At 65.5% G+C, this 14712-nt stretch carries 12 protein-coding genes and 1 tRNA gene; 9 read left to right on the top strand and 4 right to left on the bottom strand.

Annotated features, from left to right (window positions below; all coding sequences use genetic code 11):
* Nucleotides 1-108 precede the first annotated feature (108 nt).
* On the top strand, nt 109-1374 hold the full coding sequence (clpX, locus tag EQZ23_RS03465) for an ATP-dependent Clp protease ATP-binding subunit ClpX (RefSeq protein WP_056048170.1): 1266 nt from the start codon (nt 109-111) through the stop codon (nt 1372-1374).
* A gap of 408 nt (nt 1375-1782) precedes the next feature.
* Nucleotides 1783-2907 carry an ionic transporter y4hA gene (locus EQZ23_RS03460; protein WP_128453038.1) on the top strand — a complete coding sequence of 375 codons (1125 nt, stop codon included), beginning with the start codon at nt 1783-1785 and terminating at the stop codon, nt 2905-2907.
* Nucleotides 2908-2909: 2 nt separating this feature from the next.
* Here the strand turns inward: EQZ23_RS03460 and EQZ23_RS03455 are convergent, their stop codons facing one another.
* Genes EQZ23_RS03455 through EQZ23_RS03445 form a run of 3 tightly spaced genes read right to left on the bottom strand, consistent with a single transcriptional unit; the run spans nt 2910 to nt 5328 of the window.
* Entirely contained in the window at nt 2910-3293 is a 384-nt protein-coding gene (locus tag EQZ23_RS03455; RefSeq protein ID WP_128453037.1) for a c-type cytochrome, read from the bottom strand.
* Nucleotides 3290-3607, bottom strand: coding sequence for a hypothetical protein (locus EQZ23_RS20155; protein WP_240663174.1), 318 nt, complete (start codon nt 3605-3607; stop codon nt 3290-3292). The genes EQZ23_RS03455 and EQZ23_RS20155 overlap by 4 nt, the downstream gene beginning before the upstream one ends.
* On the bottom strand, nt 3604-5328 hold the full coding sequence (locus tag EQZ23_RS03445; RefSeq protein WP_128453036.1) for a M1 family metallopeptidase: 1725 nt from the start codon (nt 5326-5328) through the stop codon (nt 3604-3606). The genes EQZ23_RS20155 and EQZ23_RS03445 overlap by 4 nt, the downstream gene beginning before the upstream one ends.
* A gap of 247 nt (nt 5329-5575) precedes the next feature.
* Between EQZ23_RS03445 and lon the strand changes: the two genes are divergently transcribed.
* From lon to EQZ23_RS03410, 7 genes are all read left to right on the top strand, one after another.
* Nucleotides 5576-7969, top strand: a complete 2394-nt coding sequence (gene lon / locus EQZ23_RS03440) for an endopeptidase La (RefSeq protein WP_128453035.1) — start codon at nt 5576-5578, stop codon at nt 7967-7969.
* 128 nt (nt 7970-8097) lie between these two features.
* Nucleotides 8098-8370, top strand: a complete 273-nt coding sequence (locus EQZ23_RS03435; protein WP_055872709.1) for an HU family DNA-binding protein — start codon at nt 8098-8100, stop codon at nt 8368-8370.
* 208 nt (nt 8371-8578) lie between these two features.
* Nucleotides 8579-8653, top strand: a tRNA-Val gene (locus tag EQZ23_RS03430).
* Between the two features lie 252 nt (nt 8654-8905).
* Nucleotides 8906-9544 (top strand): CerR family C-terminal domain-containing protein, encoded by a 639-nt coding sequence (locus EQZ23_RS03425; RefSeq protein ID WP_128453034.1) that lies wholly within the window; start codon nt 8906-8908, stop codon nt 9542-9544.
* Nucleotides 9541-10719 (top strand): HlyD family secretion protein, encoded by a 1179-nt coding sequence (locus EQZ23_RS03420; RefSeq protein ID WP_128453033.1) that lies wholly within the window; start codon nt 9541-9543, stop codon nt 10717-10719. Before EQZ23_RS03425 ends, EQZ23_RS03420 begins: the two co-directional genes overlap by 4 nt.
* A gap of 1 nt (nt 10720) precedes the next feature.
* A complete protein-coding gene (locus EQZ23_RS03415) occupies nt 10721-12352 on the top strand; it encodes a DHA2 family efflux MFS transporter permease subunit (protein ID WP_128453032.1) in 1632 nt (543 codons plus the stop codon).
* The gene (locus EQZ23_RS03410; protein WP_128453031.1) at nt 12352-13815 is read left to right on the top strand and encodes an efflux transporter outer membrane subunit; all 1464 of its coding nucleotides are present in this window, start codon (nt 12352-12354) and stop codon (nt 13813-13815) included. Before EQZ23_RS03415 ends, EQZ23_RS03410 begins: the two co-directional genes overlap by 1 nt.
* 292 nt (nt 13816-14107) lie before the next feature.
* On the opposite strand, the gene EQZ23_RS03405 is transcribed toward EQZ23_RS03410, so the two are convergent.
* Nucleotides 14108-14443 carry a DUF6481 family protein gene (locus EQZ23_RS03405; protein WP_128453030.1) on the bottom strand — a complete coding sequence of 112 codons (336 nt, stop codon included), beginning with the start codon at nt 14441-14443 and terminating at the stop codon, nt 14108-14110.
* Nucleotides 14444-14712 lie beyond the last annotated feature (269 nt).

Raw genomic sequence — 14712 nt, 5'->3', positions numbered from 1 at the left:
GGCGAATCGTACGCCAAGCGGGTTTATTTGATTGAAGGAACTCCGGGGCGCGTTACGGTAGTGGCCCCGGAAACGGCACGTGCACCGACATGCGCGAGAGGTGATTGAATGACGAAGCTGAGCGGTGGCGATTCGAAGAGCACCCTCTATTGCTCGTTCTGCGGCAAGTCGCAGCATGAGGTGCGCAAGCTGATCGCGGGTCCAACCGTGTTCATCTGCGACGAGTGCGTCGAACTTTGCAACGACATCATCCGTGAGGAAACGAAGTCGGCCTTGGTGTCCAAGAAGGATGGCGGCGTGCCCACGCCGCAGGAAATCTGCGACGTCCTCGACGACTACGTGATCGGCCAGAAGCGCGCCAAGCGCGTCCTGTCGGTGGCGGTCCACAACCATTACAAGCGGCTCAACCACGGCGCCAAGGGTGCCGATGTCGAACTGTCGAAGTCGAACATCCTGCTGGTCGGGCCGACCGGTTGCGGCAAGACGCTGCTCGCGCAGACGCTCGCCCGCATCCTCGACGTGCCGTTCACGATGGCTGATGCGACGACGCTGACCGAGGCGGGCTATGTCGGCGAGGATGTCGAGAACATCATCCTCAAGCTGCTCCAGGCGTCCGACTACAATGTCGAGCGGGCGCAGCGCGGGATCGTGTATATCGACGAGATCGACAAGATTTCGCGGAAAGCCGAGAACCCGTCGATCACGCGCGATGTGTCGGGCGAAGGCGTGCAGCAGGCGTTGCTCAAGCTGATGGAGGGCACCACCGCGTCGGTGCCACCACAGGGTGGCCGCAAGCATCCGCAGCAGGAATTCCTGCAGGTGGATACGACCAACATCCTGTTCATCTGCGGCGGTGCGTTCTCGGGTCTCGAGAAGATCATCGGCGACCGTCTCCAGGGCAAGTCGATCGGGTTTGGCGCGTATGTCGCAGGGCCTGATGAGCGCAAGACGGGCGAAACGCTGAAGTCGGTCGAGCCTGAGGATCTGCTGAAGTTCGGGCTTATTCCCGAGTTCGTCGGTCGCTTGCCGGTGATCGCGACGCTCGAAGACCTCGACGTCGACGCGCTGGTGAAGATCCTGAAGGAACCGAAGAACGCGCTGGTCAAGCAGTACCAGAAGCTGTTCGAGATGGAGGACGTCGCGCTCGGCTTTACTGACGACGCTCTCGTCTCGGTCGCCAAGAAGGGCATCGAACGCAAGACCGGCGCGCGCGGGCTGCGCTCGATCCTGGAGAGCATCCTGCTCGACACGATGTTCGACCTGCCCGGCATGGACGGCGTCGACGAGGTAATGATCGACAAGGACGTGATCGAAGGCCGCAAGGAACCGATCCGCGTCTATGCCGAGAAGAAGAAGACCGGCGACGCCGCGTAAGGCTCTGCTGGATTAGGATACGGGAAAGGGCGTCGAGCGATCGGCGCCCTTTTTCGTTTGGGAGAAGGAGAGGGGGGAAGGCCGTCGCAAAACCCCCTCCGTCATCCTGACGAAAGTCAGGACCCAGGGTAAAGTAAGACGGCAGTCGTAGCTCTGAATCCTGACTCTCGTCAGGATGACGGATGTAGCTTGGCAAGAACCCCGCCCGGCCCTTGCCGCGTGGGACAGTTCAGGAAGCGGCTAAGACGCGCGCCTTGCAAAACGTCGATCGTCATCGCGAGCGTTCGGCGGAGCTCGGACGACAGCGTGCCGCAAGCTTAGCCGATCGCCACCCGTCGGCAACCGCGCCTTAACGGACCCAAACCCGCCATCATGCATTCGTTGTTCAAGCGGAACGAAGGAGACTGCATGACGATAGAAGCGACCGAACGACCGAACGACCACGGGGCAGAGACGATGCCCGACCGTCTGGCGCTCCCCGTCTGGACTCTGATCGCGCCGGCGCTTGGGCTTCTGGCGGTGCTGGTCGGGCTCGCCAAACTGGGCGTGATCGGCACCGTCGCCGCCGTCGTCGTGCTGATCGGCAGCGTGCTCGCTGCGGTCCACCACGCCGAGGTGATCGCGCACAAGGTCGGCGAGCCGTTCGGGACGCTCGTACTGGCGATCGCGGTCACGGTGATCGAGGTGTCGCTGATCGTCTCGCTCATGCTCTCCGATGCCGGGGATGCGACCGCCCTGGCGCGAGACACGGTGTTCGCGGCGATCATGATCATCCTCAATTTCATCATCGGCTTCTGCCTGCTCGCGGGCGCGGTGCGGCATCACGAACAGCGCTTCACGCAGACCGGGACGAGCGCCGCCTTGGGCGTGCTCGCGGCGATGGCGGTGCTGTCGCTGATCCTGCCGAACTACACGCTGTCGACGCCCGGGCCGACCTATGCGCCCTCGCAATTGCTGTTCGTCGCGGTCGTGTCGTTCATCCTCTACGGCACCTTCGTGCTGGTGCAGACCGTGCGCCACCGCGAGTATTTCCTGCCGGCGACCGACGACAAGGACGATCACGCGGCGCCCCCCTCGGGTTGCGCGACGGGGATCGCGTTCGCGGCGCTGCTGGTCGCGCTCGTCTCGGTGGTGCTGCTCGCCAAGACGCTGTCGCCGACGATCGAGGCGGCAGTGATCGGCGCGGGCCTGCCGCTGACCGTGGTCGGCGTCGTGATCGCCGCGCTGGTGCTCGCGCCGGAAAGCCTCGCCGCCTACAAGTCGGCACGGCGCAACCGGTTGCAGACCAGCCTCAACCTCGCGCTCGGCTCTGCGCTGGCGACGATCGGGCTGACCATCCCCAGCGTCGCGATCGTGTCGCTGGTGCTCGACCTGCCGATCGCGCTCGGCATCGATGCGAAGAGCATGACGCTGCTCGCGCTGTCGCTGTTCGTGGCCACGCTGTCCCTCGGCACCGGGCGGACGACGGTGTTGCAGGGGGTCGTCCACCTCGTGATATTCGCCGCCTATCTGTTCACCACCGTTGTGCCGTAAATTCAGGGCCCTTGCGTCGATAGATAGGCGATGACGTCGGCGCGGTCCTTCGGGTCGGGGAGGCCCGCGAACGCCATCGTCGTGCCGGGCACCATGCGACGCGGGTTGGCGAGCCACTGGTCCATGCGCTCCTTGTCCCAATTGCCACCGAGCGCCTTCAACCCGGCGGTGTACGAGAAGCGCGTGCGCCGCTCGCCGATCGGCGCGCCCATCACGCCGTAGAGGTTGGGGCCGTCGGTATCGGTCGCATATTGGCCGATCGTGTGACACGCGGTGCAGCGCTGGAAGACTCGCTTGCCGTGCGCGATCTGGTCGCTCGCGGCATCAGGACCCGAGCCGCATCCGGCCAGCGCGAGCGCCAACAGAATCCAGCCCGCCGCCTTCATCGCTTCTGACGCGCCGCCAAGGCGAGACCCGCGGCGATCTGCACTACCGCGTAGAGCCGGCGGCGACCCGGGCGATCGACGAACGGCGCGACCAGCTTCTCGGTACCCAGCGCATCGTCCTTCCAGAGATCGACGTGCCGGCGCGGCTGGAGCAGGCCGATCAAGCCGTCCCCGACCATGAAGATCGCCGCCATTTCCGTCGCGCGGGAAAGCCATGGCCCGTTCTCCTGCGGACGCAGGAGGCCAGGAGTCTCGGGCGGTGTCGCTTGGAATCCTGGGCTCCCGCCTTCGCGGGGGAATGGCTGCTGGGTCATTGGGGCTTGGCCTTCGCGGCTTGCGCGGATTTCCAGGCCGCGGCCTCTTCCTGCGCGATACTTCGGCGCAGGACGAGCGCGTCGGGATCGATCACGACGTGCGCGCCGGCCGGTACCGACAGGCTCGCCTTCCCATCAGTCATCGGCAATTTCCGGGTCTGGCCATCGATCTGCACCTCAACCGGCAGCGGGAAAGGCCCGTTGCCAGGCACCTTCCACGCCAGCGCCAGCGTATTCGCGGTCCGCGTCTCGACGAGTTCGGGAAGTGCGGCCTGACGAAGATACACGTCGAAGAACCATTTAAAGTCCTTCCCCGTCACCTTCCGCACCAGCCCCTCATATTCCTTCGTCAAGCCGAACCGCGGCGCAAAATTACCGGGTTTGGGATCCGCGCGCCCATATACGGCCAGCCGTGTCACATCGAAGAACGCCTTGTCGCCGATCAGCCCCCGCAGCGTGTGGAGCATCCACGAGCCCTTGTAGTAGATGTCCTGCCCCGCACCGCCCTTGTCGAGCTCGTACACCTCCTCCTCGGTGGTGACGCGCTGCTGCGTGATCGGCTTCAGGTTCATGATCGAGGCGCGCTCGCCTTGCATCATCGCCGCATAGCGCGCACGCCCCTCGCGCCACTGGCCGTAGAGCGGCTGCATGTACGTGCCATAGCCCTCGTGCAGCCAGTAATCGTCCCAGTTCGCCGCGGTCAGCTGGTTGCCGAACCATTCATGCGCGAACTCGTGCTGGAACAGCCAGTCGAACCCCTCGGGCGCCTTGGCATATTCGTTGCCGTAGGCGTTGATCGTCTGGTGCTCCATGCCCTTGTGCGGAGTCTCGACGACGCCGAGCTTTTCGTCGCCGAACGGGTAGGGGCCGATCATGCTTTCGAAGAAATCGAGCGTCGGCGCGAATTCGGCGAACAGCGTCTCAGCCTGCGCTTTCTCGCCGGGCAGGTACCAGTAATACATCGGGATGCTGTTGCCGTAGCGGCTCTTGTACGTGCCGCTGATCTCCTCATACGGCCCGACGTTCAGCGCGATGCCGTAGGTGTTGGGATGCTTGGCGCGCCAGTTCCACGTCGTCCGGCCGTCCGCCAGCGTGTCGACACCGAGCAGCACGCCGTTCGAGGGCGCCTTCAAGCCCTTCGGCACGGTGATGTGCAGCGTCACCAGCGCAGGCTCGCCGGTCGGGAAATCCAGGCAGGGCCAGAACAGATCGCAGCCATAGCCCTCCGCAGTGGTCGCGAACCACGTCCGGCCATCGGGCGTCTTCGACCAGACCATGCCGTCGTCCCACGGCGCCTTCACCGCGACGTGCGGCGTGCCGCCATAGGTGATCTTCGCGGTGACCTTGCCGCCGGCCGCGACGGGTTCGGGCAGCGTGATCGTCAACCGGCCCTCCGGATTGGTCCACGCGGAAGACGGCAGCGCGACGCCGTCGATCGCGATCGCGCTGACCGGCAGATTGCGATCGAGGTCGATCGGCAGGCGGGTGAGGGGAGCCTTCGCGGTGAAGACGAGCGTCGCGACGCCGTTGAGGCTCTCGGTTTCGGGCAGCACCTCGAACGCCAGATCCGCGCTGTCGAACCGCAGGGCAGTCTGCTCCGGGGTCAGCACGCCCCCCGAACGCTGCGTCTGCGCGGTGATCGCCGGCTCGCCCTTTTTTGGAAGCGGGGCGGCGGCGAGAAGCGCGGTGGCGCTGGCGGCGAGGAGGAGATGCGAGATCATGCCACGTTCTCGCGCTTGGGCCGATCCCTTACAAGTCCGATCCGGCATCTTGTTCTCCTGCGAACGCAGGAGTCCAGGGTTGCGGGTGCCATCGTTCGTGGTCCTGGACTCCCGCCTCCGCGGGAGAACGGTTCGGCGCGCTCACCGCGCCAAAAGCCAGAACCACCACCAACCAATTGATGGACGCCTCAAACGCACCATATAAGCTACAGATCATGCCCCCATGCAGGCACCCACCGGAGCGTTCATGACCCAGTACCCCGTCCTTCCCCTTCGCGACATCGTCGTCTTTCCGCACATGATCGTGCCGCTGTTCGTCGGCCGCGATAAGTCCGTTGCCGCGCTCGAAGCGGCGATGGCGGCGGACAAGGAGATCTATCTCGTCGCACAGGTCGATCCGGCCGAGGACGATCCGTCGCGCGACGACCTGTATTCGATGGGCGTCACTGCGACCGTCTTGCAGCTGCTGAAGCTTCCCGACGGCACCGTCCGCGTACTTGTGGAAGGCAAGCAGCGCGCGACGCTGGAGACGCTCGACGAGTCGGGCGATTTCCTCACCGCCACCGTCGAGCCCGTCGCCGACGTCGAGGTCGAGGGCACCGAGGTCACGGCGCTGATGCGCTCGGTCATCGAGCAGTTCGAGAATTACGTGAAGCTCAACCGCAAGCTTTCGTCGGAAACGACGGTGCAGCTGTCCGAGATCGACGAGCCGTCGAAGCTCTCCGATGCGGTGATCGCCAACGTCCAGATCAAGGTCGCCGAGAAGCAGGCGATGCTGATCGAGACCAATCCGTCGAAGCGCCTGGAAATGGCGATGACGGCGATGGAGGGCGAGCTGGGCGTCCTGCAGGTCGAGAAGAAGATCAAGAGCCGCGTCAAGCGCCAGATGGAGAAGACGCAGCGCGAATATTACCTGAACGAGCAGTTGAAGGCGATCCAGCGCGAGCTCGGCAACGAGGATGGCGAGGGTGAAGGCGACGAGATCGCCGAGCTGACGCAGAAGATCGCGACGCTCAAGATGAGCAAGGAAGCGCGCGGCAAGGCGACGTCCGAGCTGAAGAAGCTCAAGACGATGGCGCCGATGAGCGCCGAGGCGACGGTCGTGCGCAACTATCTCGACGTGCTGCTCGGGCTCCCGTGGGGCAAGAAGTCGAAGATCAAGAAGGACATCGCCGCCGCGCAGGTGACGCTGGACGAGGATCATTACGCGCTCGAGAAGGTCAAGGACCGGATCGTCGAGTATCTCGCCGTGCAGGCCCGCACCAACAAGCTGAAGGGGCCGATCCTGTGCCTCGTCGGCCCTCCCGGCGTCGGCAAGACCTCGCTCGGCAAGTCGATCGCCAAGGCGACGGGCCGCGAGTTCATCCGCCAGTCGCTCGGCGGCGTGCGCGACGAAGCGGAGATTCGCGGCCATCGCCGCACCTATATCGGCTCGATGCCGGGCAAGATCGTGTCGAACCTGAAAAAGGCCGGCACCTCCAACCCGCTGTTCCTGCTCGACGAGATCGACAAGCTCGGCCAGGACTTCCGCGGCGATCCGGCGTCTGCGCTGCTGGAGGTCCTCGATCCCGAGCAGAACGGCAAGTTCCAGGATCATTATCTGGAGGTCGATATCGACCTGTCGGACGTGATGTTCGTGTGCACGGCCAACTCGCTTAACCTGCCGCAGGCGCTGCTCGACCGGATGGAGATCATCCGTCTTGAGGGTTATACCGAGGACGAGAAGGTCGAGATCGCCGAGCGTCACCTGGTCGAGAAGCAGATCGAGGCGCACGGGCTGAAGCCGGGCGAGTTCACGCTGACGCAGGAAGGCCTGCGCACGCTGATCCAACAGTACACGCGCGAGGCCGGCGTGCGGACGCTGGAGCGCGAGATCGCCAAGCTGTGCCGCAAGGCGCTGCGCCAGATCCTCGAGAACAAGACGACCAGCGTCACGATCACGCCCGAGAACGTCGGCGAATATGCCGGCGTGCAGAAATACCGCCACGGCCTCGGTGAGACCGAGAACCAGATCGGTGCGGTCACCGGGCTTGCCTGGACCGAAGTCGGCGGTGAATTGCTGACGATCGAGAGCGTGACGGTGGCCGGCAAGGGTGCTGCGAAGCTTACAGGAACGCTCGGCGACGTGATGAAGGAGTCGATCGAGACCGCGTTCAGCTATGTGAAGGCTCGTGCGCCCAGCTACGGGATCAAGCCGTCGCTGTTCAATCGCAAGGACATCCACATCCATCTGCCCGAAGGCGCGACGCCCAAGGACGGCCCGTCGGCTGGCGTTGGGATCGTGACGTCGATCGTCTCGACGATGACCGGCGTGCCCGTGCGGCGCGAGGTGGCGATGACCGGCGAGGTCACGCTGCGTGGTCGCGTGCTGCCGATCGGTGGCCTCAAGGAGAAGCTGCTGGCTGCTCTGCGTGGCGGGATCGAGACGGTGCTGATCCCGGCCGAGAACGAGAAGGACCTCGCGGAGATCCCGGCCAACATCAAGGCCGGGTTGAAGATCATCCCCGTTAAGCATGTCGACGAGGTGCTTCGTCTGGCCCTCACCGAGCCGCTCGAAGCGATCGAGTGGACCGATGCGGACGAGCTCGCGGCGCTGCCACCGGCACCGATCGCGCCGGTCGGGGGTGGCCTGCACCACTGATCTACGTTGGTTCTAAAAGACTGAATGCGGCGGTTTCGTTTGACACAAAGCGATGCCGCCGCATTATTGCGCGCTGACTGCGGCCGCGAGTCCATTGCGGCCGATTCGAGTTTTTCCGGGGGATACAGATGAACAAGCAGGAGCTGATCGCAACGGTCGCCGACACGTCCGGGCTCGTAAAGGCCGACGCAATCAAGGCGGTCGAGGCGGTATTCGAGGCGATCGAAGCGTCGCTGAAGAAGGGCGACGAAGTTCGTTTGGTCGGTTTCGGCACGTTCTCGATCTCGAAGCGCAAGGCATCGACCGGCCGCAACCCCCGCACCGGCGAGCCGATGACGATCAAGGCGTCGACCCAGCCCAAGTTCAAGGCCGGCAAGGGCCTCAAGGACGCGGTCAACTAACCGACCTCCAATCCTCCCCCGCCAGGGGGAGGTGGCAGGCGGCAGCCTGACGGAGGGGGCGGTAAGCGAATCCTTCGTTGCGTGGTCCTCCCCCTCCGTCGCCTACGGCGCCACCTCCCCCTTGCGGGTGAGGATCGAAGAGATCGCCATTGAAAGGGCTGGACAGGCAGGCGCACCCTGCCTAAAGGCCCGCTTCCGAACCAGTTTCGGGCGCGTAGCTCAGTGGTAGAGCACACCCTTCACACGGGTGGGGTCGCTGGTTCAATCCCAGCCGCGCCCACCAGATTTACGCCGGTCTCTTCGCACGAAGGGGCCGGCGTTGCTGTTTCCGGCGTAGTAAATTCGCCTCCGTCATTCCCGCGGAAGCGGGAACCCAGATACTCCGCCAGTTGCGGAAAATCCTTGAGGCTAGCCGGCATGCGTCCCCGCCTGCGGGGGGATGACAAGCGCGTAGTGTGTCGAATGTTTTCTTGCACACACCATCATGACACATTGTTCATTATGCTCATTCGTTCGATCGAACTAAAGGCGCCGCGTGGTTCAGTCTCGACTTCTCGACATCGCGATCAGCGAATTCGGCGCCAAGGGCCTCGAAGGCGCCAGCACGCGTGGCATCGCCGCTGCGGCGGGCACCGCGATGTCGTCGATCACCTATCATTACGGCGGCAAGGAGGGGTTGTACCTCGCCGCAGCCGACCGGATCGCCGAGCGCATGGCGGTACTGATGGGCGAACCGCTCGAGCGCGACCACGTCATCGACGACGGTGATGCGGCGGGTGCTCGCGCGGCAGTCCATCGCACGCTCGGGCGTCTCGCGGACAACATGGCGAACACCGAAACCGCCGACTGGACGCTGTTCGTGTTGCGCGAGCAGATGAAGCCGGGCGAGGCGTTCGAGCGGATCTACGGCGGCGTGATCGGGCCGATGGTCGGCAAGCTCGTCGACCTCGTCTGCATCGCGACCGGTCTCGGCGACGTCCGCCGCGCGCGGATCGCCACCATCACCCTCCTGGGGCAGGTTATGGCGCTGCGATCGAGCCGCGCGACGTGCCTCAAGCTGCTCGAGCGCGAGTCGCTCGAGCCCCAAGACATCCTCGATATCAAGGCGCGGATCGACGCCAATATCGATGCCATCCTCGATTCGATGCGTGCCGAAGAACAGGGCCAGCCATGAGCGACCAGCAGAACGACCATCCCAATATGCCCAAGACCGACGACGAGGACGCCCGCAAGGTCGACCAGGACGGCGAGGCGCAACGGTCCGAAGACAATGGCGACGAGTCCGGGTCCGACGACGACGACAAGAAGCCGTCTGTCTTCAAGAAGCCGCTGTTCTGGGTGATCCTGGTCGTCGTGGTCGGCGCGCTGGTGATCGGCGGCGTGCTCTACTGGCTCCACGCGCGGCAGTTCGAATCGACCGACGACGCGTTCGTCGACACGCACATCGTCCGGCTCGCGCCGCAGGTCGCGGGCACGCTGGTGCAGGTCGCCGACATTGACAACCGGCACGTCGAGGCTGGGCGCCTGCTCGCCGTCATCAAGGCATCCGGCCGCGACGCACAGGTCGCCGAGGCGCAGGCGAACGAATCGCAGGCGCGCGCGCAGTTCGCGCAGGCCCAGGCGCAGGTCACCGCGGCCGAGGCGCAACGCCAGCAGGCCGCGGCCCAGGCGCGCGTGCCGATGGCGGCGGCGGTGAAGGCCCAGCAGGATCTCGCGCGCTACGAGGCGCTGCTCCGGCTCGATCCGAGTGCGGTCGCCGGCCAGCAGCTCGATCAGGCGCGCGCCGCCGCGCGCCAGACCGCCGCCGATGCCGCCGCCGCGCGCGAGCAGATCGACACCGCCACTGCGCAGATCAGCGTCGCGCGCAAGCAGGTCGGCGCCGCGAAGTCGGTGATCGACGCCAAGCGCGCGCTGGTCGATCAGGCAAACGTCAGCATCAGCGACCTCCGTCTGACCGCGCCGGTCGCAGGGCAGGTGGTCAACCGCTCGGTCAATATCGGCTCCTACGTTGCGCCCGGTACGCAGCTGATGGCGATCGTCCCCGACCAGATGTGGGTCACCGCCAACTTCAAGGAAACGCAGCTCACGCTTATGAAGATCGGCCAACCCGTCGACATTCACGTCGACGCGTATCCCGGCGTCGAGTTCAAGGGCCACATCGATTCGATCCAGCGCGGCGCCGGCCAGGCCTTCGCGCTGCTGCCCCCGCAGAACGCGACCGGCAACTACGTGAAGGTCGTCCAGCGCGTCCCCGTGCGGATCGTGTTCGACGCCAAGAACGGCCCCGATCCGAAGCGCTATCCGATCGGCCCCGGCATGTCGGTGGTGCCGACCGTCAAGGTGCGCTGAGGTGGCGAAAGCCCCGGCAAAGGCGCCCGCGAAAGCCGATGCGGGCGGCGGCCATACATGGTCGCCGAGCCGGTCGGCGGCGGGCAAGTACAGCCCGTGGCTGATCGTCGGCATCATCTCGATCCCGACCTTCATGGAGGTGCTCGACACCTCGATCGCCAACGTCGCGCTCGATCATATCTCGGGCGGGCTATCGATCACCACCGATCAGGCGACCTGGGTGCTGACCAGCTACCTCGTCGCCAACGCGATCGTCATCCCGATCTCGGGCTGGCTGTCGGACGCGATCGGGCGGAAACGCTATTTTCTGCTGTCGATCGCGCTGTTCACGTTCGCCTCCCTCCTGTGCGGCCTCGCGCCGAACATCGGCACTTTGGTGGTCGCGCGCGTGCTGCAAGGCATCGGCGGCGGCGGGCTCGCGCCGGTCGAGCAGTCGATCCTCGCCGACACCTTCCCGCCCAAGCAACGCGGCATGGCCTTCGCCGCTTTCGCGATCGTCGTCGTCGTCGGCCCGGTACTCGGGCCGACGCTGGGCGGCTACATCGTCGAATATTCGAGCTGGCACTGGGTGTTCCTGATCAACGTGCCGGTCGGCATCCTCGCCTGGTTCCTGGTCGAGACGTTCGTCGACGAGCCGGACCAAGTGAAGAAGGACCGTGACGAGCGATTCAAGAACGGCCTGACGATCGACTATATCGGCGTCATCCTGGTTGTGCTGGGGCTCGGTTTTCTCGAACTCACCTTCGATCGCGGCGAGCGCGAGGATTGGTTCGCGAGCGGCTTCATCGTCATGTCGGCGATCATCGCCGCGGTGTCGCTGGTCAGCCTCGTCATCTGGGAGCTCAATCACAAGGACCCCGTGATCGATCTCAAGCTGATGAAGAACCGCAACTTTGCGCTGACGATCGGCATCATGGGCGTGACCGGCATGATCCTGTTCGGCACGACCCAGCTCATTCCGCAGATGCTGCAACAGGTGCTCGGCTACAGCTCGCTCGACGCCGGGCTGGCGCTCACTGCCGGGGGGCTCGCGACGCTCGTCATGGTCCCGTTCGCCGGGCGGTTGAGCGGGCTGATCGACGTCCGCCTGCTGCTGTTCCCGGCGCTGCTGGTCCAGGCGTTCGCGCTCTGGAACATGAGCCACCTGACCGCCGACATCGCGTTCTCCGACGCGGCGTTCGCGCGGCTGTTCCAGGCGATGGCGCTGCCGTTCCTGTTCGTGCCGATCAACGCGATCGCCTATGTCGGGCTCAAGCAGACGCAGACCGCGCAGGCCTCAAGCCTGCTCAACGTCTCGCGCAATCTCGGCGGCACGATCGGCATCTGCTTCGCGCAGACGCAGCTTGCGGGCGGGTTGCAGCGCCACCAGTCGGAACTGACGCAGACGCTCAACCCGCTCGATCCGAACTATAACGACTGGATGCAGAAGGCGGCGGGCGTGTTTGCGGGTCAGGGCGATCCGACCACCACGCCACTCGCCGTGCTCTACAGTCAGATGCAGCGGCAGGCGACGATGCTCGCGTTCCTCGACGTGTTCCGCGCGATGATGGTGGTCGTGCTGTGCGTCGCGCCACTGGTTCTATTCATGCGCTCCGGCAAGACCGGCGGCGCCCCCTCGGGAGGGATGCATTGATGCGTTCGCGGTTCATGGCGGTTGCGGTCGCAGCCCTGCTCGCAGGGTGCACCGTCGGCCCCAATTACGTCGCGCCCGAGCTGCCGGTGCCGCCGGCATTCGTCGGGCCGCAAGCTAGCGTCGGTGCGACTGTCGACCCGGCCCGCTGGTGGTCGGCGTTCGGCGATCCGCAACTGGACGGCCTTGTCGAGCGTGCGCTGAAGAGCAATCCCGACATCGCCATCGCCGCCTCGCGCGTGCGCCAGGCGCGATTGCAGGAGATCGTCGCGCGCTCGCAAGGCCTGCCGAGCGTCAACGCCAGCGCCAGCCCGAGCCATATCGAGTTCAGCAAGAACGCCGGCCTCTCGTCGATCGCGCGCGCCTTCAGCGGCGGCACGGGCGCAGACGGCACCGGCTCGACCGGCGGCATCGCGCTGCCGGGCAGCGGCATCACGACCTATTCCGTGGGCTTCGACGCAAGCTGGGAGCTCGACCTGTTCGGCGGCGTCCGGCGCAGCACCGAGGGCGCTCGGGCCCGCACCGAGGCGGCGGTCTGGTCGAAGCGCGACGCCGCGGTGACGCTCGCCGCCGAAGTCGCGCAGGCCTATATCGCGCTCCGGCTCGACCAGGCGCAGCTCGCGACGATCGAGAGCGAGATCGCCAACCAGCGCCGTGCGCTCACGATCGCCGGCAACATCGCCAAGGTCGGCCTCGTCCCATCGATCGACGTCACCCGCCAGCGCGCCTCGATCACCTCGACCGAAGCTCGCGCCGAACCGGTCCGCGCCGACATCGACGTTCGCATGCACGCGCTCGCGATCCTGCTGGGCGAGCCGCCAGCGACGCTGATGACCGAACTCGCGGCACCGTCGGTGGCGCCGCTCGGCGTCCCGGCGATCCCCGCCGGCTTGCCCTCCGAGCTGTTGCGGCGTCGCCCCGACATCCGCGCGGCCGAACGCGATCTGGCGGCCTCGACCGCCGATATCGGCGTCGCGGTGGCCGATCTGTATCCCAAGTTCAGCCTGACCGGCATGAGCCAGCTGATCTCGACCGCGCTCGGCAATCTGTTCTCGGGCGACAGTCTGCAGCTGACCGCGAGCGGCGCGGCGCAGTTCCCGTTGCTCGACTGGGGCCGGCGCAAGTCGACCGTGAAGTCGCGCGAGGAGGATCGCACGCAAGCGTATCAGCGTTATCGGTCGACCGTGTTGCAGGCGTTGCGCGATGTCGAAGACCCGCTCGCGCAGATCGCCGCGGAGCGTCGTCGCAATGCGGCACTGCAACGCGCAGTGGTGGATGCGCAGAGCAGCGCCAAGGCGGCGGAGTCGCAATACCGGACCGGGTTCGTGGCGCAGGATACGGTGCTGAACACGCAAACCGACGTGCTGACCGCGCGCGAACAGCTGGTGTCGAGCGATGCGCAGTTGCGGCAGCTGACGGTGGCGTTGTTCAAGGCGCTCGGCGGCGGTTGGGAACAGGCTGAGTAGGGTCTGCCTACCGCGCTACCCGGCCTAAATTGTTCTCCCACGAAGGCGGGAGTCCCGTCTGGCCTCCCGCCTTCGCGGGTGAACATTTGGTAGGAGAAGGTCGTGCGGCGCCCCACACGCAACCACCCCGGCGAAGGCCGGGGCCCAACTGGGTAACGTCGCTAGCGACGTTACTGCGCTCCGTCACCGGAACTTTTCCAATCGGGCCCCGGCCTTCGCCGGGGTGGAGTTCGGGTTAGGCAACCTGTCAGTAACGCCGCCGTAGCGGGGCGGCACCATGGCCGCCCCGAAATCACTTCTTCTTGTTCTTTCGCGCGGCGTATTTCGCGTCGCGAATGGCCTTCTTCTCGGCATCGGTCAGCTCGACCTTGGCCTCGGCCTCCCGCTTCTTCTCGGCCGCGATTTCGGCCTCGGCCTTCTTCGCAGCCTTGGCTTCGTTCTCGGCAGCACGCTTGGCGGCGCGCTTCTCGCGCTCGGCCTGCTCCTTGGCTTCGCGCGCGGCGAGGCGCTCGGCGACGACGGCTTCGTCGATCGGTGGCTTGGCACGCAGCGCTTCGAGCGCCTTCTGCTTGGCGGCGGCTGCGCTGCTCGTGCGGTCCTGGAAACTGGGGTCCTTGAAAGAGGCCATTGTTGTCGAGATATCCTGTAATGATGGTCTGGCCGCACGGTCGCAGGGATGCGCCAGCGGTGACTCTGGCTGCGCCTGTAAATCATCGCGCGCCGGATCGGAAGAGATGTGTTCGTGCGCGCCGATTTCAACCCGTGTTCAGGCCCGCTGTCATCGAACGGTCATATCCCGGTCATGCAAGCGTCACGCAAATCGCATCGTAACGTCACGCGCTCCGCATAGTCGCCTAATCGAGGTCGGCAGGGGGGAGCCTGAGTCGATCCATCAGA

Source organism: Sphingomonas sp. UV9 (genome assembly GCF_004101245.1).
Lineage (GTDB): Bacteria > Pseudomonadota > Alphaproteobacteria > Sphingomonadales > Sphingomonadaceae > Sphingomonas.
This window is presented reverse-complemented; position numbering and strand designations above follow the sequence as displayed.